16 protein-coding genes are annotated in these 24,445 nt (G+C 66.2%); 8 read left to right on the forward strand and 8 right to left on the reverse strand.

Translation table 11 applies throughout. The features are described from left to right. Positions 1-105 precede the first annotated feature (105 nt). The 3 genes from U6958_RS08365 (at position 106) to U6958_RS08375 (ending at position 5,294) form a co-directional block, all read left to right on the forward strand. Complete coding sequence (locus tag U6958_RS08365) at positions 106-1,422, forward strand: DUF3422 family protein (protein ID WP_016445737.1); 1,317 nt, start codon at positions 106-108, stop codon at positions 1,420-1,422. 140 nt (positions 1,423-1,562) lie between these two features. Continuing rightward, entirely contained in the window at positions 1,563-2,360 is a 798-nt protein-coding gene (locus U6958_RS08370; RefSeq protein WP_016445738.1) for an SDR family oxidoreductase, read from the forward strand. Positions 2,361-2,543: 183 nt separating this feature from the next. Beyond that, on the forward strand, positions 2,544-5,294 hold the full coding sequence (locus U6958_RS08375; protein WP_074921090.1) for an EAL domain-containing protein: 2,751 nt from the start codon (positions 2,544-2,546) through the stop codon (positions 5,292-5,294). On the opposite strand, the gene U6958_RS08380 is transcribed toward U6958_RS08375, so the two are convergent. After that, complete coding sequence (locus U6958_RS08380) at positions 5,269-6,180, reverse strand: DMT family transporter (protein WP_016445740.1); 912 nt, start codon at positions 6,178-6,180, stop codon at positions 5,269-5,271. The genes U6958_RS08375 and U6958_RS08380 overlap by 26 nt on opposite strands. Positions 6,181-6,321: 141 nt before the next feature. Between U6958_RS08380 and U6958_RS08385 the strand changes: the two genes are divergently transcribed. Beyond that, positions 6,322-7,302, forward strand: coding sequence for a quinone oxidoreductase (locus tag U6958_RS08385; RefSeq protein WP_074921089.1), 981 nt, complete (start codon positions 6,322-6,324; stop codon positions 7,300-7,302). Further along, complete coding sequence (locus U6958_RS08390; RefSeq protein ID WP_074921088.1) at positions 7,299-8,123, forward strand: NUDIX domain-containing protein; 825 nt, start codon at positions 7,299-7,301, stop codon at positions 8,121-8,123. The genes U6958_RS08385 and U6958_RS08390 overlap by 4 nt, the downstream gene beginning before the upstream one ends. Before the next feature lie 21 nt (positions 8,124-8,144). On the opposite strand, the gene U6958_RS08395 is transcribed toward U6958_RS08390, so the two are convergent. The 4 genes from U6958_RS08395 to U6958_RS08410 all read right to left on the reverse strand — a co-directional run bounded on the left by U6958_RS08395 (position 8,145) and on the right by U6958_RS08410 (position 14,610). Further along, positions 8,145-9,809 (reverse strand): Na/Pi cotransporter family protein, encoded by a 1,665-nt coding sequence (locus U6958_RS08395; protein WP_016445743.1) that lies wholly within the window; start codon positions 9,807-9,809, stop codon positions 8,145-8,147. Positions 9,810-10,065: 256 nt separating this feature from the next. After that, on the reverse strand, positions 10,066-10,581 hold the full coding sequence (gene lspA / locus U6958_RS08400) for a signal peptidase II (protein WP_016445744.1): 516 nt from the start codon (positions 10,579-10,581) through the stop codon (positions 10,066-10,068). A gap of 18 nt (positions 10,582-10,599) precedes the next feature. Beyond that, positions 10,600-13,455: an isoleucine--tRNA ligase gene (gene ileS, locus U6958_RS08405; RefSeq protein WP_074921087.1), complete on the reverse strand. Its 2,856-nt coding sequence runs from the start codon at positions 13,453-13,455 to the stop codon at positions 10,600-10,602. A gap of 105 nt (positions 13,456-13,560) precedes the next feature. Continuing rightward, a complete protein-coding gene (locus U6958_RS08410; protein ID WP_074921086.1) occupies positions 13,561-14,610 on the reverse strand; it encodes a bifunctional riboflavin kinase/FAD synthetase in 1,050 nt (349 codons plus the stop codon). Between the two features lie 157 nt (positions 14,611-14,767). Here U6958_RS08410 and U6958_RS08415 point away from each other — a divergent pair, with 157 nt between their 5' ends. Beyond that, on the forward strand, positions 14,768-15,376 hold the full coding sequence (locus U6958_RS08415) for an HNH endonuclease (RefSeq protein WP_016445747.1): 609 nt from the start codon (positions 14,768-14,770) through the stop codon (positions 15,374-15,376). 9 nt (positions 15,377-15,385) lie between these two features. On the opposite strand, the gene U6958_RS08420 is transcribed toward U6958_RS08415, so the two are convergent. The 3 genes from U6958_RS08420 to U6958_RS08430 all read right to left on the reverse strand — a co-directional run bounded on the left by U6958_RS08420 (position 15,386) and on the right by U6958_RS08430 (position 20,856). After that, positions 15,386-16,705: a tetratricopeptide repeat protein gene (locus U6958_RS08420; RefSeq protein WP_074921131.1), complete on the reverse strand. Its 1,320-nt coding sequence runs from the start codon at positions 16,703-16,705 to the stop codon at positions 15,386-15,388. A 114-nt stretch (positions 16,706-16,819) separates the two neighbouring features. Beyond that, positions 16,820-18,889, reverse strand: a complete 2,070-nt coding sequence (locus U6958_RS08425; RefSeq protein WP_074921085.1) for an ATP-binding protein — start codon at positions 18,887-18,889, stop codon at positions 16,820-16,822. Further along, positions 18,877-20,856, reverse strand: coding sequence for an ATP-binding protein (locus U6958_RS08430; protein ID WP_074921084.1), 1,980 nt, complete (start codon positions 20,854-20,856; stop codon positions 18,877-18,879). Before U6958_RS08430 ends, U6958_RS08425 begins: the two co-directional genes overlap by 13 nt. A 168-nt stretch (positions 20,857-21,024) precedes the next feature. On the opposite strand from U6958_RS08430, the gene U6958_RS08435 reads away from it, so the two are divergent. Both U6958_RS08435 and U6958_RS08440 read left to right on the forward strand, forming a co-directional pair. Next, entirely contained in the window at positions 21,025-21,726 is a 702-nt protein-coding gene (locus tag U6958_RS08435; protein WP_016445751.1) for a response regulator transcription factor, read from the forward strand. Positions 21,727-21,965: 239 nt separating this feature from the next. Next, positions 21,966-24,389: an IPTL-CTERM sorting domain-containing protein gene (locus U6958_RS08440; protein ID WP_244160455.1), complete on the forward strand. Its 2,424-nt coding sequence runs from the start codon at positions 21,966-21,968 to the stop codon at positions 24,387-24,389. Positions 24,390-24,445 lie beyond the last annotated feature (56 nt).

Raw genomic sequence — 24,445 nt, forward strand, 5'->3', positions numbered from 1 at the left:
TTTTTTTGCGTCGACGAGAAATGCACGTGAAAGCTGTTGATCCCGGATGGCGGGAGGACGCAGCGCCCGTGCCTGCACAATAGCGCGCAGTCTTTCGAGGTCACGATGTCCCCACTTCTGTCATCCCAGCACCCGCTGCGCGTGCTGCTGCACAACGAGATCCATGCGCGTCCCGCCGAGGAAATGCAGGCGCCGCTGGCCATCACCCATGTGGTGATGCTCACCGATGCGGCCCAGCGCGAGGCCAGCCGCGCCCATGTGGCCACCCTGCTGCGCAACCACCACCTGCCCCCGCCCGATGCGGCGACCACGCATGTGCTCATCGATCTGGGCGCCTTTCACCTGCGCTGGGAGCTGCACACGGAATTCGTCTGCTGGACCTTCAGCAAGCCCATGTCGCAGGCCGGCATGGACGATGTGCGCGAGCCCGAGGCCGCCATCGACTACGTGCCGCGCGACTGGCTGGCTGCATTGCCTGGCCAGTGCCTGAGCGGCCTGCACCTGTGGGCCTTGCAGGAACAGGCGATCAACGAGCCGCACCTGGTGCGCCACCTGCTGCAGGAAGACACGCTGGTGGGCGCACGCGTGGCCGGCGATGCGGGCAAGGTCTACACGGACTTCGCCATCCATGCCGATGGCTTCTCGCGCATGCTGCTGCTGGCCGGCGAATCGCTGTCGCCGCGCCGCCTGGGGCGGCTGGTGCAGCGCCTGCTGGAGATCGAGACCTACCGCATGGCGGCCTTGCTGGGCCTGCCTGCCGCCCGCCAGGCCGCTGCCGTTCTGGCCACGGCCGAGCGGGACCTGGCGGCCCTGGCCCATTCCATCCGCCTGGCGGACCGCGATGCCGAGCCGGCGCTGCTGGACCGGCTCACGCGCCTGGCCGGGCAGGTGGAGAGCGAGTACGCCACCACGCACTCGCGCTTTTCCGCCAGTGCGGCCTATTTCGAGCTGGTGGACAAGCGCATTCAGGACATCCAGGAATCACGCATCGACGGCATACAGACCATCCGCGAGTTCATGGACCGGCGCCTGACGCCGGCGCGCAGCACCTGCGAATGGGCGGCGCGGCGGCAGAACGCGCTGTCCGAGCGCGTCTCGCGCGTCAGCAGCCTGCTGCGCACGCGCGTGGAGATCGAGCAGCAGCAAAGCAGCCAGCAACTGCTGGGCGCCATGAACCAGCGCCAGGACATGCAGCTCAAGCTGCAGTCCACGGTGGAAGGCCTGTCCGTGGCCGCCATCACCTACTACTTCACGGGCCTGATCAGCTATCTGGCCAAGGGCGCCAAGGCCCTGGGCTGGCCCTGGTCGCCGGAGAGCACGGCCGCCGTCGCCATTCCCGTGGTGGCGCTGGGTGTGTGGTGGTCCTTGCGCAGGCTGCACCACAGGCTGTTCCGTGGCCAGCACGGCGGCGGCGCGCATTGAAGGCAGCGCCAGGGGCTCGCCGGTGCGCCGGCGAGTTCACGTTTTCTCACGTTTGGCGTGAAAGCGTCGAAGCCTCGCGCACAATGTGCGCTGCCGTTCTGCAAGGATCGAGCAAGGTTGTGTTTGTTCAGGAGTGAGACATGGATCTGGGAATCGCGGGCAAGTGGGCCCTGGTATGTGGCGCCAGCAAGGGCCTGGGCTTTGGCTGTGCCAAGGCGCTGGCGCAAGAGGGTGTGAACCTGGTGATCAATGCGCGCAATCCCGAGGCCCTGCAGGAGGCCGCGGCCAGCCTTGCGGCCCTCGCGCCGCAGGTGAAGGTGCTGGCCGTTGCCGCCGACATCACCACCGAGGAAGGCCGTGCCGCCGTGCTGTCGGCCGCCGGCGGCCCGGGCGTGGATTTCGATATCGTCATCACCAATGCGGGCGGCCCGCCTCCCGGCGATTTCCGTGACTGGGACCGCGCGGCCTGGCTCAAGGCCGTGGACGCCAACATGCTCACGCCCATCGAGCTGATCAAGGCCACGGTGGACGGCATGGCGGCACGCGGCTTCGGCCGCATCGTCAACATCACGTCCAGCGCCGTGAAGGCGCCCATCGACATCCTGGGCCTGTCCAACGGCGCGCGCAGCGGCCTCACGGGCTTTGTGGCGGGCCTGGCGCGCAGCGGCATCGCGGCCAAGGGCGTGACCATCAACAACCTGCTGCCCGGCAAGTTCGACACCGACCGCCTGCGCACCACCTTCACGGCCGCCGCCAACAAGAGCGGCAAGAGCCTGGACGATGTGCGCCTGGTGCAGCAATCCCAGGTGCCGGCGCGCCGCTTCGGCACGCCCGATGAATTCGGCGCCATCTGCGCCTTCCTGTGCAGCGCCCACGCAGGCTACATGACGGGCCAGAACATCCTGCCCGACGGCGGCCTGTACGCAGGAACCTTCTGATGCGCCAGGGCACTGCGACCATGACCGCCTCCGGAGCCCGCAAGCCCCGGGCAGTGCCAGGCATGGCCGCGCAGTTGCAAACGGGCGGCGGACAGGGGCGGTCTTGAAAACCCCGGCCCTGCATCGCGGCCAGCGGCCTCGCCGCAGCCTGCCCATGTCGCATGCCATGCAGGGAGCCGGGAGATGAGCGAACTGTCCCACCAGACGGACTGGTCGCAGGCGATTGCAGGCCCCTCCGCGCGCCCGGCGGCTGCGCTCAGTCCCCCAGGCGTGCGCCATACCCTGGGCCTGATGCTCGTGCTGCTGACGGTGGCCCTGGCGGCCGCCGTCGTCTGGCTGCTCAGCGGCATGCGCACCACCGCGCAGGAAGAGGCATCGCTGCGCCTGGTGCGCTTTGTGCTCGGTACCGAGGCGGCCATCAGCCGCAGCCTTGAATCCCTGGACGCACTGGCCATGGGGGTGGATGAATGGCTGGGTCCGCGCGATCCCGCATCGGCCTCGCAGCCGCAACTGCAGGAAATGCTGCACGCCATGGAGCGGCAGAACACGCTGGCGCGCCGCGCCTCCGTGCACGACTCCAAGGGCCGCGAGCTGGCGGCTTCGGGCGATGGCCCGGCCATTGATCTGCCGGCCCAGGCCTGGGAGCGCCTTGCGGCCCAAAGCCGCTCAGAATTGCTGGCCAGCCCGCCCTCCGTGGCGCCGCAGCCGCCGGGCGGCGAGCGCATGCTCTATCTGGTGCGCCCGCTGAGCCGTGCGCAGCAGGGTGGCTATGTGCTGATGCAGGTGCCGGTGGCGGCGCTGGGCGCGGTGCTGGCCCAGGGCGGCGTGCTGGACGGACTGGAAGTCACGCTGGAGCAGGGCAGCGGCGAGCTGCTGCTGTCCATGCCCCCCTACGGCGAGGCCTCGGCTGCGCGGTTGCTGCCGGCGACATCGCAGTTGGCGTCCAGCGGCGTCATGCCCATGGCCGCACGCCTGAGCCGCGTGCCCGCCCTGGTGGCCGCGCATCCGCTGCCCAAGGGCAATCTGTGGGTCACGGCCAGCCTGCCCATGTCCTCCGTGCTGGCGGGCTGGCGTGTGGCGGCTTGGCTGATGGTGCTGGCCGTGATGATCTTCGGCGTGCTGCTGGCCATACTGGGCTGGACGGTCCACCGCTACATGGATCGCCTGCATGCCGCGCGCCGTCAGGCACAGCGCTCCGAGCAATGGCTGGACCAGGCGCTGGACAGCATGGTCAGCGGCTTTTTGCTGCTGGATTCACAGCAGCGCGTGCTGCGCTGGAATCGCTGCTACGAGGAGATGTTTCCATGGCATGCGGATCAGCTGGAGCCCGGCCGGCCCCTGCAATCCCTGCTGGATGCCAGCCCCAGCGCCGTGGGTCTGGTGGCGGCGCCGGAGCAGATCGATGAGGCGAAGGACCTGCACCGGCAACTGGTGCTGCGTCCTGGCGTCCCCATGGAGCAGCAACTGGCCAGCGGCCGTTTCGTGCAGATGACGGCGCGCCCGGCTGCCGAGGGCGGCGTGGTCATCACCTACAACGATGTCACCGATATCCGGCTGGCCACGGCCGAGATCGAAAGCCTGGCCTTCTACGATCCGCTGACCAGCCTGCCCAATCGCCGCCTGCTGCTGGACCGCCTGGCCCAGGCCACGGTGCTGGCTGCGCGCGAAGGCTGGACCGGGGCGCTGCTGTTCCTGGACCTGGACCAGTTCAAGATGCTCAACGACACGCTGGGCCATGAAGTGGGCGACCAGCTGCTGCAGCAGGTGGCGCACCGGCTGCGCAGCGCCGTGCGCTCTTCGGACACGGTGGCGCGCCTGGGGGGCGATGAATTCGTGGTCATGCTCTGCGAGCTGTCGCACGAGCCTGCCGAGGCGGCCACGCTGGCCCAGCGCATTGGCGAGAAGATCCTGGCGCGGCTCAACCAGTCCTATGTGCTGGGTGCCCACCTGCACCGCAGCGCCTGCAGCATTGGCGCCACGCTGTTCGGCCGCCAGCCGCAGTCGGCGGCCGAGCTGCTCAAGCAGGCGGACATCGCCATGTACCAGATCAAGGCGCGCAACGGCAGCGGCCTGTGCTTCTTCGATCCGCAGATGCAGGTGGAGATCCACCAGCGCGTGCGCATGGAGGGCGACCTGCGCCAGGCCCTGGCGCAGTCCCAGTTCGAGCTGCACTACCAGCCCCAGTTCACGCTGGCAGGCGAGGTCATCGGTGCCGAAGCCCTGCTGCGCTGGCGCCACCCCGAGCGCGGCCTGGTGCCGCCCGGCATGTTCATCGCCGTGGCTGAGGAAAGCGAGATCATCGTGCCGCTGGGCATGTGGGTGGTGCGCACGGCCTGCGAGCAGCTGGCTGCCTGGCAAAAGGATGCGCGGCTGCGCCATCTGCAGGTGGCCGTGAATGTCAGTGCCCGCCAGTTCCGCCACCAGGACTTTGCCTCCCAGGTCATCGAGCAGGTGCGCAGCGCAGGCATCGCCCCCCATCTGCTCAAGCTGGAGCTGACCGAGTCGCTGGTGATCGAGAACGTGCAGGAGTCCATCGCCAAGATGAAGCAGCTGCGCAGCCATGGCGTGTGCTTTTCCATGGACGACTTCGGCACCGGCCATTCCTCGCTGACCTACCTCACCCAGCTGCCGCTGAACCAGCTCAAGATCGACCAGTCCTTCGTGCGCCACCTGGGCATGCGCCATACCGACGATGTGATCGTGCAGACCATCATCGGCATGGCTCGCAACCTCAACCTGGATGTGATCGCCGAAGGCGTGGAAACGCTGGAGCAGCGCGCCCTGCTGGCGCACTACGGCTGCGAGTACTTCCAGGGCTATCTGTTCAGCCCGCCCGTTCCCATCCGCGCGTTCGAACAGCTGCTGGCCAAGGTGCCCGTGCGCACCGCGGCACACGGCCTGCCCAAGGCTATCCCCGGCGCGAAGACACCATGATGCCGCCCACGATGAGTACGAACGCCAGGCCGTGGTACAGGCGCGGCGCTTCGCCCAGCAGCGCGATCGACAGCAGGGCGGTGAACAGCGGGATCAGATTGCCGAAAAAGCCCGCCACGGCCGGGCTGCTGCGCTGCACGCCCAGCCCCCAGAAACGGTAGGCCAGGATGGCCGGGCCCAGGGCGATGAACAGCAGTGCCCCGCCCAGAGGCCAGCCCCACTGAATGTGGAACTGGCCCATGGCCATCTCGCCGCCCGTGAACAGGCCGGACCAGACCAGGCCGAAGACCATCTGGGCCAGCAAAAAGCCTGCCCAGTCCGAGCGCAGCCGCTGCGGGACCTGCGCCTTGGACAGCAGCCAGGTGTAGAGGGCCCAGACCATGGTGGCCAGCACCATGAACAGATCGCCGGGCACGAGCTGCAGATGCAGCAGCAGCTCGGGATCTCCGCGCGACAACACCACGGCCACGCCCAGCATCGACAGCAGTGCGCCCAGCAGTTGGCGCCGGCTGACGGGAATGCCCCAGACGATGCGGCCCAGGGCCAGCATCCACACCGGCATGCTGGAGCTGACCAGGGTGACGTTCAGCGGCGTCGAGGTCTTGAGCGCCAGATACAGCAGCGCGTTGTAGCAGCCGATGCCAAGCAGGCCCAGCACGGCGAACTGCCGCCAGTGGCTCCAGGTGCCGCTGCTGCGGCCCAGTGCCCATCCTGCCAGCGGCACAAGCAGGACAAAGGCAATGGCCCAGCGCAGGAAGTTCAGCGCAAACGGCGAGATCAGGTCATGGACCAGGCGACCCACGATGGCGTTGCCGGCCCACAGCAGGGGCGGCAGCGTCAGGATGGCGGCGGTGGACAGCTTCAGCGGCGGGCTCGTGTGGCTCATAGGCCCGCCACTATAGGTGCTGCGAACGCTCTTTGCCGGCCTTGCGCCAGTCCTGTGCGGGCCCGGTGCAGCGTCTTGCGCGTGGCCTCCCGAAACATGGCACGATGCCGCTCTTGTTGGTTTTTTGCAGGAGTGCATCCCATGGGTATTGCAGTGCAGATCCGCCACAACGGCGGCCCCGAAGTCCTGGAGCTGGTGCAGGTCGCCGTGGGCGAGCCCGGGCCGGGCCAGGTGCGCATACGCCACCATGCGGTGGGCCTGAACTTCATCGATGTCTACCAGCGTTCGGGCCTGTACTCGCTGCCCATGCCCTTGAGCCTGGGCATGGAGGGCGCAGGCGTGGTCGAGGCCGTGGGAGAGGGCGTGCAGCACCTGGGCGTGGGCGACCGCGTGGCCTATGCCAGCAATCCGCCGGGCAGCTACACCGAAGTGCGTGTCATGCCCGCCATGTGCGTGTGCCGCCTGCCCGACGCCATCGCGTTCGAGACGGCTGCCGCCATGATGCTCAAGGGCCTGACGGCCCAGTACCTGCTCAAGAAATGCATTCCGGTGGAGGGCCTGGCACCGGGTGATGCCGTGCTGTTCCATGCGGCGGCCGGTGGCGTGGGCCTGATTGCCTGCCAATGGGCCAGGGCCATGGGCCTGCAGCTCATCGCCACGGCAGGCTCGGACGAGAAGTGCGCGCTGGCCCTGGCCAACGGCGCGGCCCATGCCATCAACTACCGCAGCGAGAACTTCGCCGAACGCGTGCAGGAAATCACGGGCGGCCAGGGCGTGAAGGTGGTCTACGACAGCGTGGGCAAGGACACCTGGGAAGGCTCGCTGGCCTGCCTGCGGCGCTTTGGGCTGATGGTCAGCTTCGGCAACGCATCCGGTCCCGTGGCGCCTTTCGCACCCGCCGTGCTGGCCGCCAAGTCGCTGTATGTGACGCGCCAGACCCTGTTCTCCCACATCACCAGCCGCGAGGCCACCCAGGCCATGGCCGACGATTTGTTCGCCGTGGTGGAAAGCGGTGCCGTGAAGATCCACATCGACCAGCGCTATCCGCTGGCCGAGGTGCGCCAGGCCCATCTGGACCTGGAGGCACGCAGGACCACGGGCTCCACCATCTTGCTGCCATGAACGGGGAAAAGAGCCCAGCCGACCCAGGCGTGCAGGCATGGCTGAACCGGGTGCGCGCCGCAACCCGCCAGCCTGCGCTGCAGCCGCGCCGGCCGCTTCAGGTGGCGGCAGAGGAAATCGGTTCGCTGGAAGATGGGCTGGCTGCGCAGTTGCCGGACGGGGTGATGCAGGCCCATGGCGTGGCGCTGCGGCAGCAGGCCGGCCACTGGCACCTGCAGGGCGAAGGTGATGCCACGGCCCTGCTCAACGCCCTGGCACGCGTGCTGCGAGCCTGCGGCCACAGCGGCCCCTGGCGCAATGAGCAACTGGCCGTGTGCAACGGCCAGGGCCAGCGCATTGGCACCGTGGAGCGTGGCGCCGTGCGTCCGCTGGGCATTGCCACCCTGGCCGTGCACCTGGTGGGCGAGACGGCCGACGGCCGCATCTGGGTGCAGCAGCGCGCCGACAGCAAGCCCACCAACCCCGGCATGTGGGACACGCTGATGGGCGGCATGGTGGCCGCGCACGATACCCTGGAACAAGCCGTGCAGCGTGAAACCTGGGAAGAGGCCGGCCTGCGCGTGGGCGAGCTGCAGGGCCTGTGCCATGGCGGCCACGTACTGTTCGAGCGCCCCAGCGACGAGGCCGAGGGCCGTGGCTTAATGCGCGAACGCATCGACTGGTTCAGCGCCACCGTGCCGGCTGCGCTGGAGCCCAGCAACCAGGATGGCGAGGTGCAGGCCTTTGCACTGATAGAGCGCGACCAGCTCGTGCAATGGCTGCTGCAGGACCGCTTCACGCCCGAGGCCGCCCAGGTGCTGGCGGCCTGGCTGGGCTGGTGACCGGGCAAGGCTTGCGGCGCCTCAGCGCGCCGCCTTGTCCAGCGCCGATTCCTTGAGCCGGCTGGGCGCCAGGGCGCCGGCCGATTCCAGGATGGGATAGGCCACAGAGCACAGCAGCGAGTTGATGCGCTTGAGGTCGCTGATGAGGTCGATGTGCAGCGAGCTGGTCTCTATGCTGGAGACGGTGTTGTCGGACAGGCGGGCCAGGTGGGTGGCCGAGTAGGCCAGTTCCAGATCGCGAAAGCGCGCCTTTTCCTCCAGCAGCTTCTGGGCCTCGCGCACATTGCCGTTGAGAAAGACGCTCATGGCCAGGCGCAGATTGTCCAGCAGGTGGTGCAGCAGCTCGCGGATCTCCTGCGTGCCGGCCTCGGAGAACTGGCGGCCCTTCTTGATCTTCTTGTCCTCGATGTCCAGCAGCACGCGCTCGATGATGTCCCCGATCTGCTCCATGTTGATGGTGAAGCTGATGATTTCCGTCCAGCGCTGGCCCTCGCGCTCATCCAGTTCGGCGCGCGAGATCTTGGTCATGTAGTACTTGATGGCCGAGTACAGGTCGTCCACCGTGCCTTCAAGCTCGCGCAGCTCCTGGGACAGCTTGAGGTCGTCTGTCTCCAGCACGCGCTGCATGCCGATCAGCATGGACTCGACCATGTCGGCCTGGTGCAGGGCCTCGCGCGCGGCGCAGGAAATGGCCAGCGACGGCGTGCTCAGCGCCGAGGGGTCCAGGTGGCGGGGCCGCAGCAGGCTGGTGGAACTGGCCTCGGGCTTGGGCAGCAGGGCCGTCACCCAGCGCGCCACGGTCTGCGTCAGGCCGATGAAGCACAGGCTGTTGAAGATGTTGAAGGCCAGGTGGAACAGCACGATGTTCTGGCCCTTGCCGTCGATCAGCGGCATCACATAGGTGGCCCACAGCCCCAGGAAGGGCGCCACGATGGCCACGCCCATGATCTTGAACAGCATGTTGCCGATGGTGACCTGGCGCACTTCCACGCTGGACTTGGCCGTGGTCAGCACGGCCACCAGGCCGCTGCCGATGTTGGCGCCCAGCGTCAGGCCCAGCGCCACTTCCATGGGAATCGCGCCCGAGCTGGCCATGGCCGCGATCAGCAGCACGATGGCCAGGCTGGAATAGGCCATCACGGCCAGCAGCGCACCCAGCAGCAGCTCCATGAAGATGTCGCTGGTGACAGAGGCCAGCAGGGTGCGCACGGCGGGGGCTTCCAGCAGCGGCTCGGTGGCATCGACCACCAGGCGCAGGGCCAGCAGCATCACGCCCAGCCCGATGAGCACGCGGCCTATGCGCCCGGCCGTGGTGTCCTGGCGCGTGATGAACAGCACCACGCCGACAAAGATGAACAGCGGCGACAGCCAGGACAGGTCGGTGGAGAACAGCACGGCCATCAGCGCCGTGCCCACGTCGGCGCCGCGCATCACGGCCAGCGCGGCCGGCAGCGAGATCAGGCCCTGGCCCACGAAGGCCGAGGTCATCAGCGAGGTCGCCGTGCTCGACTGCACCAGCGCAGTCACGCCCAGACCGGACAGCGCGGCCGAGAAGCGGTTGCTCATGCTGTGGGCGAGCAGGTTGCGCAGGTTGGCGCCGAACACCCGCAGCACGCCGGTGCGGACCATGTGCGTGCCCCAGACCAGCAGGGCGATGGCGGCCAGTAGATTGAGTAAGTGCTTCATGTGCTGTGAGCGGAGAAGCGGACCAATATAACCCCGGTCCCGGCTTGCGCGCAGGAGAGTCGGCCGCATGAGCGCACAGTTTGGTGCGAAATAAGGAAAATTGTAGAAATAAAACGAATCGAAAAGAATTTCGGTTGACCCAAAACGCACTCAGGAAAACCCGAGGAAAACCCGCCGGCATGCAGCCGGTGGCCCCCTCAATGAAAAAGCCCCTCGCAAGAGGGGCTGGCGGCGGCGGCTCCGGTTGCGGCAGGGATCAGGCGCCCTTGGCCCGCCGTGCGCGCAGCACCTCGTCCAGGATCAGCAGGGCCGCGCCTACGCTGATGGCGATGTCAGCCGCATTGAAGGCCGGAAAGTGCGAACGGCCCCAGTAGAAGTCCAGGAAGTCCACCACGTAGCCGTGCTGCAGGCGGTCCACCACGTTGCCGATGGCACCGCCCAGGATGCTGGCCAGCGAGAAGCAAAACAGCTTCTGCCCCGGATGCTTGCGCAACTGCCAGACGATGAGCAGCGTGGCCGCCGCGCCGATGCCCACGAACAGCCAGCGCTGCCAGCCACCGGCTCCAGCCAGGAACGAGAAGGCCGCCCCCGTGTTGTGGGCCCGCACGATGTTGAAAAAGCCCGTGATCGGCGTCCAGTCGCCCAGCTGGTAGGCATCAAGGATCCACTGCTTGGTGAGCTGGTCGATGGCGATGATCGCCAGCGACCAGGCCAGCCAGGGCCAGATGCGGCGGCTGCGGGATTCGGGGACTGCGGCAAAGCTAGGGGTCATGGCAGCGCCTCGGTGGGATTACGCCTTGCGGCGCTCTTCGCCGGCACCGTGCAGGTTGCTGTCGCAACGGCCGCACAGGCTGGGGTGCTCGGGGTTGATGCCCACGTCGGCACGGTAGTGCCAGCAGCGGTCGCACTTGGCATGGCTGCTGGGTGCGACGGCGGCCTGCAGCGTCTCGCCCGCCAGGGCCTCGGCGGCCGAGGTGATGAAGACGAACTTCAGGTCGTCGCCCAGGCTTTGCAGCAGGGCCAGGTCTTCGGGCTGGGCCGAGACACGGACTTCGGCCTGCAGCGAGGAGCCGACCCGGCCTTCGGTGCGCACGGCCTCGATGTCCTTGTTCACCACGTCGCGGATCTCGCGCAGGCGGGCCCACTTGGCCAGCAGGGCCTCGTCGCCGGCCGGCAGGTCGGTGTAGGTCTCCAGGAAGATGGACTCGCTGTCGCCGAAGACCTTCCAGGCCTCTTCGGCCGTGAAGGACAGGAAGGGCGCCATCCAGCGCAGCATGGCGTGCGTGATCTGGTGCAGGGCGGTCTGGGCGCTGCGGCGGGCCAGGCTCTTGGGCGCGCTGGTGTACAGGCGGTCCTTGAGCACGTCCAGGTAGAAGCCGCCCAGGTCTTCCGAGCAGAACAGCTGCAGCTTGGCCACCACGGGGTGGAATTCGTAGACCTTGTAGTGGGCCAGCAGCTCGGCCTGGAACTGGGCCGCGCGGGCCAGGGCCCAGCGGTCGATCTCCAGCAGTTCTTCGGTGGCAACCGAGTCTTTCGCCGCGTCGAAGTCGCTGACGTTGGCCAGCAGGAAGCGCAGCGTGTTGCGGATGCGGCGGTAGGCGTCCACCACGCGGGCCAGGATCTTGTCGTCGATGCCCAGGTCGCCCGAGTAGTCGGTCGAGGCCACCCACAGGCGGATGATCTCGGCGCCCATCTTGTTGCTCACGTCCTGCGGGGCGACGGTGTTGCCCAGCGACTTGGACATCTTCTTGCCCTGGCCGTCCACGGTGAAGCCGTGGGTCAGCAGGCCGCGGTAGGGCGCGCGCCCGAAGATGGCCGAGGCCAGCAGCAGCGACGAATGGAACCAGCCGCGGTGCTGGTCATGGCCTTCCAGGTAAAGGTCGGCCTCGGGGCCCTGGTCGTGGTGCATGTCGGCGTGCGTGCCGCGCATCACATGCCAGAAGGTGGAGCCGGAGTCGAACCAGACTTCGAGGATGTCGGTGCTCTTGGTGTAGTGCACGGCTTCCTCGGCGCCCAGGATGTCCTCGGCCGTCACGCGGCTCCAGGCCTCGATGCCGCCTTGCTCGACCATGGCGGCGGCCTGGTCGATGATCTCCATGGTACGCGGATGCAGTTCGCCGCTGTCCTTGTGCAGGAAGAAGGGCAGGGGCACGCCCCAGCTGCGCTGGCGCGAGATGCACCAGTCGGGCCGGCCGGCGATCATGTCGCGCAGGCGGGTCTTGCCGTTCTCCGGGTAGAACTGGGTGTGCTCGATGGCTTCCAGCGCGATCTGGCGCAGCGTCTGCGCGGGCTTGTCACCGGGCTTGGTGAACACGCCCTCGCCCTCATCCATGCGGATGAACCACTGGGCGGCGGCGCGGTAGATCACCGGCGTCTTGTGGCGCCAGCAGTGCGGGTAGCTGTGGGTGATGGTCGTGGTATCCAGCAGGCGGTCGCCCAGCTTGAGCGCATCGATGATGACGGGGACGGCCTTCCAGATGTGCTGGCCGCCGAACAGCGGCAGCTCGGGTGCGTAGACGCCGTTGCCCTGCACGGGGCTCAGGATGTCATCGCGCGTCATGCCGTTGTTCATGCAGCTGTTGAAGTCGTCCACGCCGTAGGCGGGGGCCGAGTGCACGATGCCGGTGCCGTCATCGGCCGTGGCGTAGTCGGCCAGGAACACGGGCGAGACGCGGTCAAAGCCCTTGTCCACGTGGGCCAGCGGGTGCTTGAACTGCAGGTGGTCCAGCTTCCTGCCCACGGCGGTGGCAAGGACCTGGCCTTCGAGCTTCCAGCGTGCCAGGCATTTGTCGACCAGGGCGGAGGCCACGATCAGCAGGCCGCGCTCGGTATCCACCAGGCTGTATTCCAGCTCGGGGTTGACGTTGAGCGCCTGGTTGGCGGGGATGGTCCAGGCCGTCGTCGTCCAGATGACGATGAAGGCGGGCTTGGCCAGCGAGGTCAGCCCGAAGGCGGCCGCCAGCCTGTCGGGCTCGGCCGTGGGGAACATCACGTCCAGCGTCTGGCTTTGCTTGTCGGCGTACTCGATCTCGAACTCGGCCAGCGAGGAGCCGCAGTCAAAGCACCAGTACACCGGCTTGAGGCCGCGGTAGACGAAGCCGCGCTCCATGACACGCTTCAAGGCGCGCAGCTCGGCGGCCTCGTTGGCGTAGTTCATGGTCTTGTAGGGATGGTCCCAGTCGCCGAGCACGCCCAGGCGCTTGAAGTCCACCATCTGCTGGGCGATCTGCTCGGTGGCGAATGCACGGCTCTTGGCCTGCATCTCGTCGCGCGGCAGATTGCGGCCATGCAGCTTCTCGATGGCGTTCTCGATGGGCAGGCCGTGGCAGTCCCAGCCCGGCACGTACATGGCGTCGAAGCCCTCGAGCTGGCGGCTCTTGACGATCATGTCCTTGAGCGCCTTGTTCACCGCATGGCCGATGTGGATCTTGCCGTTGGCGTAGGGCGGGCCGTCGTGCAGGATGAACTTGGGCGCACCGTGGCGCGCATCGCGCAGCTTCTTGTAGATGCCCTTGTCCTCCCATTCCTGGACCCAGCCCGGCTCGCGCTTGGGCAGATCGCCGCGCATGGGGAAGGGCGTGTCGGGCATGTTCAGCGTGGCGCGATAGCCCGCATTGGCGTTGGGAGAGACTTTCGAATCAGACATGGAGAACCTTGAAAGCAGGCCAGAGCCCGGACCGTCTGGTCCAGGCACGGGAAAAAGGGGAGGAAGCCTGGTGCGCACCCGCGCCCGGGCAGGTGACGGAGATCGTCAAATTCGGTCGCGCGTGGTCTGGCGACGGGTCTCGGTGTAGATGGGTGTGTGGATGGTGGCGAAGAACGCGCGCGCGTCATCGCAGTCCTTGGCGATGCCGGCGGTGAGGGCGTCGAGACTGTCGTACTTCAGCTCGTCGTGCAGTTTGTGCAGAAGTTCCACGCGGATGATTTTACCGTAGGCCTCTTCGCCTCCCGGCGCGCCGGGCCAATCGAGGCAGTGGGTTTCCAGCAGGACGCGCCCGCCGTTGACATCCTTCGGGTCCAGGGAAGGGCGCACACCGAGGTTGGCCACGCCGCGCAGAGGACGCTCATGCAGTCCGTGGACCAGCACCGCGAAGATGCCGCTGGCCGCGGGCTTCCAATGGTTGAAGCGCAGGTTCAGCGTTCGAAAGCCGTCGCCCGCGCCCTGGCGGCTTTCAGCCAGGCTGCGGCCCAGCTTGCGCCCGTGGACCACATGGCCGGAGATGGTGTAGGGATGACCCAGCAGCCGCGCCGCATCCTGCATGCGCCCCTCGGCCAGGGCGCAGCGCACATGGGTGCTGGACACGCGCAGGCCATGCACTTCGTAGCTGTTCATGCGGGCCACGTCAAAGCCCTGGCGCTGGCCTGCCGCGTCCAGCATGGCGTAGTCGCCCGCGCGCTGGGCGCCGAAGCGGAAATCGTCGCCGACCAGCACGTATTTCGCGCCCAGGCCGGCCACCAGCACCTCATCGATGAAGGCCTGGGGCGCCTGGCTGGCCAGCGCCCGGTTGAAGGGCAGCACCACGGTCTGGTCCACGCCGCAGCGCTGCAGCTCCGACAGCTTGTCGCGCAGCGTGCCTATGCGCGCCGGCGCGATCTCGGGCCGGCCCAGGGCCTGGGCGAAGTAGTCGCGCGGATGGGGCTCGAAGGTCAGCACGCAGGTGGGCACGCCACGCTGGGCAGCTTCAGCCGACAGCAGGGCCAGCATGGCCTGGTGACCCCGGTGAACACCATCGAAATTGCCGATGGTGACGGCGCAGGCCGGTTCTCGCCCTGGATGGTTGAAGCCTCGAAAAATCTTCATGGGACGCTTTGTTTTCAATAGCGGCTGGCACGCGCGCAGCCAGCGCAGGCTGTCAATCCGACACGGAAACAGAGTATATTGCCTCGATAAGGCCTGCCTTGCAGGCCCTGTGCACTGGCTGCATTCCCGTTCACCTTGGTGTCAGAGGAGGCGTGTCGTGAAGGTCTTGAAGCTGTCGGCCCAAGGGCTGCCCCAATCCTGGATTACGCTGGAGCAGGCGGCGCTGCATTACGCGGCGGACGATGTGCGCTGGGAGTCCGGCGGGGAAGTCGCCTGTTTCCGCGGTGGCCACAATGCCGTCACGGGCTGCCAGTCGGTCATCCACATCAACAGCATCATCGGCACGCGCGGTGCGCCCTCCATCAATCCGCACAGCCTGCAGCCGGGCCTGACCAACGGCAAGCTGTTCGCACGCGACCGCTGCATCTGTGCCTACTGCGGCCGGGTCTTCCACGAAAACGACCTCACGCGCGAACACATCGTGCCCATCTCCGCAGGCGGCGGCCATCACTGGATGAATCTGGTGACTGCCTGCCGTTCCTGCAACCACCGCAAGGGCGCCCGCACGCCTGAACAGGCGCGCATGCCCCTGCTCTACACGCCCTATGTACCCAGCCTCTGGGAAGACTTCATCCTGCGCAACCGGCGGATTCTGGCGGACCAGATGGAGTTTCTGCTGCTGCACGTGCCCAGAAGCTCGCGCTGGGCGCGCGATAGCCTCGTCGGGGACGGTGGTGCGCCCACGCACGAGGTGGCGTGGGCTTGATGAGAACTGTCAGGCTGCGGTCTTGGTTGCGGTCACGACGAAGCCCTGAACTGGCTGGCCGCTTTCCTGCCGCAGCACCAGTTCTTCCGTCGACACACTGAAACCGGCTTGCTTGCACAGTGCTTCGACGTGGCTGCGCTTGTGGGTGTACCGCTGGGTCTTAACTGGTAGGGCCAAGTCTGGGCCGTCTTCGGAGGCTGTCTCGCAGCTAAATATAAACTCACCGCCGGCCTTCAGAATGCGAGCGGCATTTGGCATGATTGACTGTAGATCGCCGATGTAGATCAATACATCCAGACAGGTGATGACGTCGTACTCTCCATCTGGAGTGTTCTGTAGCGCATCCATTAGGTTGACGTTGTGAAAACGGTCATAGATACCATGCTTGGCGGCCTGCTCGATCATCTTGAGAGAACTGTCCACACCAATCAAGTAGCCCTCCATCGGGCCTAGATATAAGCCTAGCAGTCCGGTGCCACAGCCCAGATCAAGTAGGTTGAAGTCCTTATCTGGGTGACGAGATATCAGTTGGCTGGCGACGAGCTTGGGCACTTGATACCCTAGTTTTCCAACCAGATGCAGGTCAAATTTCTCGGACATTGCGTCAAAAATGCCGCGATGTACTTCCACCGGCTGATGCTGGGGTGTCTCCCCACGGGCCAAGGTTGCGTAGTGTGTCAGCAACGCGTCTTGTGGAAATTTCTCTTGCAAAGCAAGTATGTCTGGTAAAGCAGCGGAAATCTCACCACGTGCCAAGTTCAATTTGACCAAACCAAATACGTAGGCCGGATTTTCTGGGTTTTCGTTTATCAGAGATTTCCAGATATCAGATGCTTCTGCATAGTCGCCTATGTCTATTAGGTCAGTAGCCAAGTGCTGGCGCAGCATGGCATCGCCTGGATAAAGTTCAAGGCCGCGGCGCAGGTGCTTGATTGCCATCGTCAGGTTGCCAGCTCGATGGGCGATATCGATCACATTTGCCAATACCTGCGGGTTCTTGGGCTCCAGACGCGCAACCTTTTCGGCTATTTCGATAGCAGGGGTAAATTGGTCTATCCGTGCGCGGTAGAGTGCGTACTCCAGAAGGCCGGGGGGCCACATCGGAGCAAGTTCAATGCAGCGCTCAAATGCTTCCTCGGCCTTCGCATGGTTGCCGGCTCGATCCGCCATAATCCCTGCCAACATGAATACCCGTGCATCGTTGGGCACTTGGCGATGAGCCTTGTTCAGAGTCTGGGCGGCTTTTTGCAGGTCGCCTTTCGCGATCTGCTGGCGAGCCATTTCCAGGTGCTTGCGGTTGATGTCGGCGGGGATGGAAGTAGCGCTCATGGACAGGTGTGTGTTTATGGCCAAGGAGAGGCGGGCGTTGACGGCGACATGTGCCATGCAGGCCACGCCAGTGGCGAACTTTTCATTATCGTGGATTCTTCGACGCATCATGTTTCAAGTCGCTGTCTGCAAGGTTTTGGACTGCGCAGCGGGAGCGGGATGCGGCGGCAGCGTGAGCGTGAAGCTCGTGCCGCCCTCCGGTGAAGGTGCCGCCTGTATGTCGCCGCCATGCAGTCGTGCAATGCGTCGGGCGACCCACAGGCCCAGGCCGAAGCCGCGGGCCTGGTCGGAGCGGTGGCCGCGCTCGAAGCGATCGAAGATGCGCAGCGCCAGCTCGGGCGCCAGGCCTGGGCCCTGGTCGCTGACGGTGAGTTCCAGCTGACCACGGTCGTCGGTGCGCGCGCGCACGGTGATTTCTCCGGCCTTGGCGTACTTCACGGCGTTGTCCACGAGGTTGGACAGTGCGATGCGGATGAGCGTGGAGTCGCACTCCCAGATGGCGGGCGCCTGCGCGCTGTCCAGGCGCAGACGGTGGCGGCGAGACCAGTGCACGAGCTGCGCGGCATCATCGACCAGCTCCATGACGGGAGCGCGGTGCAACTGCAGCCTGAAGGCGGGAGCGTCCAGGCGGTCGCTGATCAGGCAGTTGTCCACCAGGGCCGTGAGGCGTCTGCAGGCGCGCCGGATCTGGGCGGCGCGTTCGAGCTGGGAGTCGATGTCGGGGGAGGGAAAGGAAAGTTGCTCGGTGGCGGCACTGTCCACCACGGCCAGCGGCGTGCGGAACTCATGGTTGACCATGTTGAAGAACTGCCGCTGCTCCAGTCGCAGCGTGCGTTCGCTGTGCAACGCCGCCTGCAGCGCGTTCTGCGCCCGCAGCAGCTCGGCCGTGCGCAGCCGCACGCGCTCTTCCAGCGCATGCTCGGATTTGGCCAGGGATTCGAGCAGTTGTGCCTGGCGTGCCATGGAGTCCCGAAATTTCTGGATCAGGCTGGCGCCGACGGCCACGGTGATCACGATGTTGACCAGCAAGGTGTTGAGCTGCCAGAAAACGCTGGTCTCTATGGTGGGCAGGCTGGCAAGGCCCACATAGGCTGCCGTCACATACAGCCCCATGAGCCCGTACATGGTGCTGGGAACGACCATCAGCACATGGACCAGGCTGGCACGATCGCGCAGCAGATTGCTCCATGCGACCACCGCAAACAGCGCGCTGATGGCCCAGGGCGCGCCGACCCCTATCCAGGCCCAGTCCTGGTAGCGGCCGAGCGGGATGCTTGGCAGGCACAGCAACGGGATGATTCCCAGGGCGAGCAGGGCCCGGTCCATGCGCCGCCAGCGTGTGTCGCGGGTCAGCAGCTCGCGCATCTGCCAGGCCAGGGCGGCGGGAAGCATCAGGGTGCCAAGGCTGACGCACAGATGACCCCAGTGCGCCAGATGGTCGGGCAGCCAGATCTGCAGGTAGCCCCGGTCGCTGGCGCCATGGATCAGTACGGCGATGGCTGCCACGGCCATGGCGGCCAGTTTGCGCAACCGCAAGGCCAGGGCTGCCCCGATGATCAGCAGGGCCAGCATGAGGTTGATGCCCTGGTGGATGCCCGATGCCCATTCCACGGCCGAGAACTGCGTCATCAGACCGCTGCTGCGCCAGATCGTGGCGTCCAGCTGCATGGGGCTTGAGGTCTGCACGCGCAGGATGAAGGGCTGGTCCGTGTACAGCGGAAACACGAGCTGGCGCACATGGACCCGTGGTTCGCCGGTTGCCGTATCGCCGCTGCTGCGCATGCGCCAGGCGCCGTCCATGTACTGGTACAGCGCGACCTGGTCCAGGTAGCTGGGCAGGATCTCCAGCCACAGAGGGTCCTGCTCGGGGTCGATCTTCCCGGCCGCGATATAGGGAGCCTGCACCTTGAGCCAATACACATCGCGCGTGTAGCCCTTGTTCAGCGGTGTGTCGAGCGCGGTGAAGTCCGTATCGGGCAGGGCTGCCACCTGGTCGATGGTGAGGCTGCCCTGCGCATCGACAAGCGCCAGCATGGGCAGGTCCGTGCCCAGCTGCAGGCGCTTGGCTGGAAGGGACTGCCAGGCCGGACTGAGGATGAAGCAGACCACCAGCACCAGCGAAAACACCAGCCAGCCCGGCAGCGCCAGACGGTTCAGGACACGCAGCAGGTTCAGGATGCGCATGGCGAGGCGGGCTGTGTTGCAGCTGTGGCAAGGCCGCTGTCTTCGGGAATGCTGCAGGGCAGCGTCAGCGTGAAGCAGGTGCCGCCGCCCGCAGCTGGCGTGACCTGCACATCGCCGCCGTGCATCTGGGCCACGCGCCGGGCCACCCACAGGCCCAGGCCGAAGCCTCGGGTCTGGTCCGAGCGCTCTCCGCGCTCGTGCAGCTCGAAGATGCGCTGCGCCAGCTCGGGCGCCAGGCCAGGGCCCTCGTCGCTGACGGTGAGCTCCAGCCGGCCCTGCCCGTCCAGGCGGGCACACACGGCGATTTCGCCGGCCTGGGCGTATTTCACGGCGTTGTCCACGAGGTTGGACAGGGCGATGCGCACCAGCGTGGGATCGCACTGCCAGGAGGCGGGGATGCCGGCAGTCTCCAGCCTCAGATGATGGCGGCGCGACCAGTGCACGAGCTGTACGGCATCGTCGATCAGGTCCGTCACCGGAACCCGGTCGAGCTGCAGCCGGAACGCAGGCGCGTCCAGGCGGTCGCTGACCAGGCAGTTGTCCACCAGGGCCGTGAGGCGCCTGCAGGCACGCCGGATCTGGGCGGCCCGCTCCAGTTGGGAGTCGATGTCGGTGGACGGAAAGGTCAACTGCTCCGTGGCCGCGCTGTCCACCACGGCCAGCGGCGTGCGGAATTCATGGTTGACCATGTTGAAGAACTGGCGCTGCTCCAGCCGCAGGGTGCGTTCGCCGTGCAGCGCGGCCTGCAGCGCGTTCTGTGCATGCAGCAGCTCGGCCGTGCGTGTGCGTACCCGGCCTTCGAGCGCGTGCTCGGAGCGGGCCAATGACTCCACCAGTTGCGCCTGCCTGTCCATGGAGTTCTGGAATTTCTCGACCAGGCTGGCGCCCACGGCAATGATGATGAGGATGTACAGCAGCAGCGATTCCAGTTGCCAGTACATGCCGGCTTCGATGTCGGAGGACACCAGCCCCGTGAACGCTGCAGCCACGTGGATGCCCATGACCGCATGCAGCGTGTAGGGAATCAGCACCAGCAGGTTGACGATGCTGGGGCCCTGGCGGAGCAGGTTCTTCCAGGCCACCAGAGCGCTCAGCATGCTGGCCATCCAGGGGACGCTGACTCCGAGCCAGGCCCATTGCGTGTAATGCCCCATGGGAATGCTGAGCAAGGCCAGCAGCGGCGCCAAGGTCAGCAGCACCAGCATGCGGTCGATGCGGCGCCAGATCGTTCCGCGCGTCAAGGTCTCGCGTGCCTGCCAGGCAAAGGCGGCAGGCAGCAGGAAGACGCCCACGCTCACCCAGATATCCGCATGCGGCGCCCAGGGCTCGGGCAGCCACAGCTGGGCATAGCCGCGCACATTGGCGTTGTGGGTCAGAACCACGAACGCCAGCAGCGTCATGGCCATCAGGCTGCGCATGCGAAGGGCCAGGGCTGCGCCGGCGATCAGCAAGGTCAGCACCAGGTTCACGCCCTGGTGCACCCCCGAGGCCCACTCCACGCTGGACAGCCAGGCCATCAGCCCCGTGCTGCGCCAGACCGTGGCGTACAGCTGCATGGCGCTGCTGGTCTCGATGCGCAGCACAAAGGGCTGGCCGGCGCGCAGTGGAAACACCAGCTGGCGCACATGGATGCGCTGGGCCATGGGCACCGTGTCGCCGCTTTCGCGTGCCTGCCACAGGCCATTCGCCTGCTGGTAGAGCGTGACCCTGTCCAGATAGGTGGGCGTGATCTCCAGCCACAGCGGATCATTGCCGGCCAGCGCACTGGCGGGTGCGCTGGCCGGCATGGCAACCCTCACCCAGTAAGCCTGGCGGGTATAGCCCTCGTTCAGAGGCGTGCGCCGGGTTTCGAAGGCATCATCGGGCAGGGCCGCGACCTGTTCAATGGTCATGCTGCGGCCCGCATCGGCAAGCACCTGCATCGGCAGGTCCTTGCCCAGACGCAGTCCCTTGTCAGGGGGAGACATGGTTGCCGGGCTCAGCACGAAAAATGCGAGCAGCCCGAGCGATACCGTGATCCATGCAATAAAAGTAAATTTTTGTGTGTTTCTCTGAACTGTGAGCATTCGAGAGTGTTCGTGCATGGCGGCGGACGTTCACCCCAATGAAAATCCGCGCACCAATAGGCAAACATCATGCAGCAGACACTAGAGCCATCGATCGAGTTCACCGTCGCCGTCGTAGAGGACGACGAGGATATTCGTATCAATGTGTGTCGATTTTTAACAAAGTCTGGCCTGCATGCCTGGGGCACGGATTCTGCAGAAGACTTCTACATAAAGCTACTGCGCGAAAAGGCAGATCTGGTCGTCGTCGACCTGGGTCTGCCCGGCGAGGACGGGTTGAGCCTGGTCAAGCGCCTGGCCGAGCAGGAGATCCCCGTGGTGGTGCTCACGGCACGCGGCGATCTGGACAGCCGCATTGCCGGCCTCAATGCCGGCGCCCTGCAGTACTTCGTCAAGCCCACCGACATGAACGAGCTGGTGGCCGGCATCCGCTCCCAGCTGCGCCGCAACACCGGTCAGCCGGGCAGGGCGTCCGCCCCATTCCTGACCTGGCGCCTTGACCCCCTGTCGGCCTGCATGGTCGCACCCAACCACCAGATCATTGCCCTGACCAGCCGCGAGCTGGAATTGCTCGGCTGCCTGATGGCAACCCCTGGGACCATGGTGTCCAAGCAGACCCTGATCGAGGCCATGGGCTATGCCGATGTGGATGACGGTTTTCATCGCATCGAATCGCAGTTGACGCGGCTTCGCCGCAAGACCCTGGATATCTCCGGGCTGGCCCTGCCGGTGAGGGCCGTGTTCGGCCGAGGGCTGGTGTTCGTGCCTTAGGCGCCTTTTTCTTCTCCATTTCAGCTTTTTGAACCGCTGCCGTCCGGGCATGCGGAAGGGATTCGTTCGCCCATTTTTTTGCTGCAAAAGCGCGTGCGCGTGATTGGGCGGCTTGGTGCTGGCGGTGTGCGCAAGCCGGCGGCGTGGGCCGTCGGGGTTTTCATCCGTGATCAAACACACATGAAGAGAGGAATGGTATGGCGAGACAGAGTTTGCATATCCGGCCCACAGGGCCGCGCATGAACGCTTGGAGGCAGGCGAGACGCCTGATCGCGGCTGGCACCCTGGCGGTGATCGGTGCGGGGGCACAGGCTGCGTTTCTGAATGGTGATTTCGAGACGGGAGACTTGACTGGCTGGACGGCTCAGGCCTGGACCAACAATGGGACCCAGACCAATCCGAAGAGCCTGAGCGAGTTGCTTTTGCAGCCGCCCGGCAGCAAGGTTCATCTGGTCGAAATCGACAGCGGCTCGGAAGGCGCTGCAGACGAAGTCCTGTTCCGGGGTGACGCCGGCCAGTCCGCCCTCAAACTGACTTTGGCAGGCTCCCACTCTGCCCGCATCAACCTCAAGGCGAACAGCACCACCCCAGCCAGCAACGTGATACCGCGGTCCAATAATGTCACGGGGGGACTCGCCGGCTGGACCCAGCAGGTCAATACGGCAAGTTCCATCACCCAGGAAGTGACGCTGACTGCGGATGACATCGACCAGGACGGCAAGATCCACATCCGATTTGTCGCGGCGCCCGTGCTTGAGTACGCCAGCAATCACGGAGGCGAGGATCGCCCCTACTTTGCCATCTCGCTGGTCAAGACCTATGACGCCCAGACCGCCACGGATCTGACGGGCTCACCCCAGGAGTTGTTCTTCAAGTACCACTACGGCGGCGAGCCGGGAGCACCCTGGAAGACCTTTACCGACAAGGGCGGTGCCATCCAGAACTACACCGACCCCCAGGCCTACGATGTCGCTCCTGGCAATGCCTACCTGCGGGTAGGCGACAAGGTCAGGCTGCAGGCCGTGGCCTCGGCCTGCAGTGCCGGTGGCCACGCAGGCCATCTGTACGTTGACAACTTCGGCACGACCCTGCCCAAGACCTTGTGGATCAGCGCGTCCGGGCCTGTCAGCGCGCCCAAGGCGGACGGCACGGAGATCACCTACACCTATACCTATACGAACAACGGCAGCACCCCGGTGAACAACGTGAAGGTCACGCCCGCGATGCCCGTGGGCACGGATGCGGGCGTCAGTCCGACCACGTTCGTGTCGCTGGCCGGCGACGGCGGCGCTTGCACGGCCCCGGCCGTGGGCAGTTCAGACCCTGCCCAGTGCAACTTTGGGACCCTGGCACCCGGGCAGTCGGGCACGTTCACGATGACCGTGAAGGTTCCTGCGGGCACGCCGTCAGACCAGATCAACAACGGCAACTACACCATCGGAGGCGACCTGACCTCGACCCTGCTCGGTGCCATGGTGCAGACCCAATTGCTGGCTCCCGCGGCGAGCAGCGACATGGTGCCTGATGTCTCCGCACTCCCGCCCACCGCCGTGGTCGGCGTCCCCTACACCGGCAGCTTCTCCTGCAAGAACGATGGTGCAGCCAGCGCAGGCCAGGCTATCTGCGATGCCTCCGGTCTGCCCCCTGGCGTGACGGCAGGCCAATGCACGATAGACGGCGCGGCCTGGATGCAGCCCGCCGTGGTGCCTGCGGGCAAGACGGTGGTCTGCCTGGTCTCCGGCACACCGACGGGTCCAGGCGGCAGCTCGACGGTCACGGTGACCACGGGCGGCGACAACGACCTGACCCCGGGCAACAACACGGCCACATCGAACATCACGGTCACCACAGCGCCGGACATGCAGGTCAATCTGAGCGGACTGCCCTCCACCTCGCCGCTGAACATTCCCTATAGCGGCAGCTTCACCTGCAGCAACCAGGGCCTGGCCAACGCCGTGAGCGGCACCTCCTGCGCCGTCACCGGCCTGCCGGCTGGCGTGACGCAAGGCGCATGCTCCATCAGCCCCGGCAATGCCGCGTGGGTGGCGGGCAATGCGGTGCCGGTGGGAGCCACGGTCACCTGCCAGGTGAGCGGTACGCCCACGGCCGCAGGTTCGTCCACGGTCACGGGCACCACGGGCGCAACGGATGATTCGAATGCGGCAAACAACACCGCGACCATGAATGTGTCCACCGTTGCAGTGCCCGACATGGGCGTCGATCTGAGCGGCCTGCCGACCGCGTTCACTGCCGGCACGCCCTACAGCGGCCGTTTTGTCTGCAAGAACCAGGGCTCGGCCGATGCATCGGCAGGGACCTCGTGCGCAGTCACGGGACTGCCGCCTGGCGTCAGCCAGGGCGCTTGCCGCATCAGCCCCTCCAATGCAGCCTGGTCCGCAGGGGATGCCGTGCCTGCGGGCGCCAGCGTGACCTGCACGGTCAGCGGAACGCCCAGCTCCGTGGGGGCGGTGGCACTGACGGGCAGCACCGGTGCGACCGGAGATGCCAACCCGGCCAACAACACGGCTTCCCGCGCGGTGGCCGTGGCCGTATCGCCCGCCTCCATCCCCACCCTCTCCGAATGGGGCCTGATCCTGATGTCCGGCTTGATGGGCATCATGGGTTGGGGCATGGTGCGCCGCCGCCGCTTCAACGCGCTGTGACCGGCAACCGGTCGTGACGCAGGGCGCCCTTCGGGGCGCCTTTTTTTTGGTTCGGA

It is taken from the genome of Delftia lacustris, assembly GCF_040267515.1.
Lineage (GTDB): Bacteria > Pseudomonadota > Gammaproteobacteria > Burkholderiales > Burkholderiaceae_C > Comamonas > Comamonas tsuruhatensis.

Excerpts from the sequence above, each read along its gene's own strand:
- U6958_RS08440 (WP_244160455.1), top strand. The coding sequence starts at position 21,966 with ATGAACGCTTGGAGGCAGGCGAGACGCCTGATCGCGGCTGGCACCCTG.
- U6958_RS08385 (WP_074921089.1), top strand. The coding sequence starts at position 6,322 with ATGGGTATTGCAGTGCAGATCCGCCACAACGGCGGCCCCGAAGTCCTG.
- U6958_RS08370 (WP_016445738.1), top strand. The coding sequence starts at position 1,563 with ATGGATCTGGGAATCGCGGGCAAGTGGGCCCTGGTATGTGGCGCCAGC.
- U6958_RS08425 (WP_074921085.1), bottom strand. The coding sequence starts at position 18,889 with ATGCGCATCCTGAACCTGCTGCGTGTCCTGAACCGTCTGGCGCTGCCG.
- U6958_RS08395 (WP_016445743.1), bottom strand. The coding sequence starts at position 9,809 with ATGAAGCACTTACTCAATCTACTGGCCGCCATCGCCCTGCTGGTCTGG.
- ileS (WP_074921087.1), bottom strand. The coding sequence starts at position 13,455 with ATGTCTGATTCGAAAGTCTCTCCCAACGCCAATGCGGGCTATCGCGCC.
- U6958_RS08380 (WP_016445740.1), bottom strand. The coding sequence starts at position 6,180 with ATGAGCCACACGAGCCCGCCGCTGAAGCTGTCCACCGCCGCCATCCTG.
- U6958_RS08365 (WP_016445737.1), top strand. The coding sequence starts at position 106 with ATGTCCCCACTTCTGTCATCCCAGCACCCGCTGCGCGTGCTGCTGCAC.
- U6958_RS08420 (WP_074921131.1), bottom strand. The coding sequence starts at position 16,705 with ATGAGCGCTACTTCCATCCCCGCCGACATCAACCGCAAGCACCTGGAA.
- U6958_RS08430 (WP_074921084.1), bottom strand. The coding sequence starts at position 20,856 with ATGTCTCCCCCTGACAAGGGACTGCGTCTGGGCAAGGACCTGCCGATG.
- U6958_RS08390 (WP_074921088.1), top strand. The coding sequence starts at position 7,299 with ATGAACGGGGAAAAGAGCCCAGCCGACCCAGGCGTGCAGGCATGGCTG.
- U6958_RS08375 (WP_074921090.1), top strand. The coding sequence starts at position 2,544 with ATGAGCGAACTGTCCCACCAGACGGACTGGTCGCAGGCGATTGCAGGC.
- lspA (WP_016445744.1), bottom strand. The coding sequence starts at position 10,581 with ATGACCCCTAGCTTTGCCGCAGTCCCCGAATCCCGCAGCCGCCGCATC.
- U6958_RS08435 (WP_016445751.1), top strand. The coding sequence starts at position 21,025 with ATGCAGCAGACACTAGAGCCATCGATCGAGTTCACCGTCGCCGTCGTA.
- U6958_RS08410 (WP_074921086.1), bottom strand. The coding sequence starts at position 14,610 with ATGAAGATTTTTCGAGGCTTCAACCATCCAGGGCGAGAACCGGCCTGC.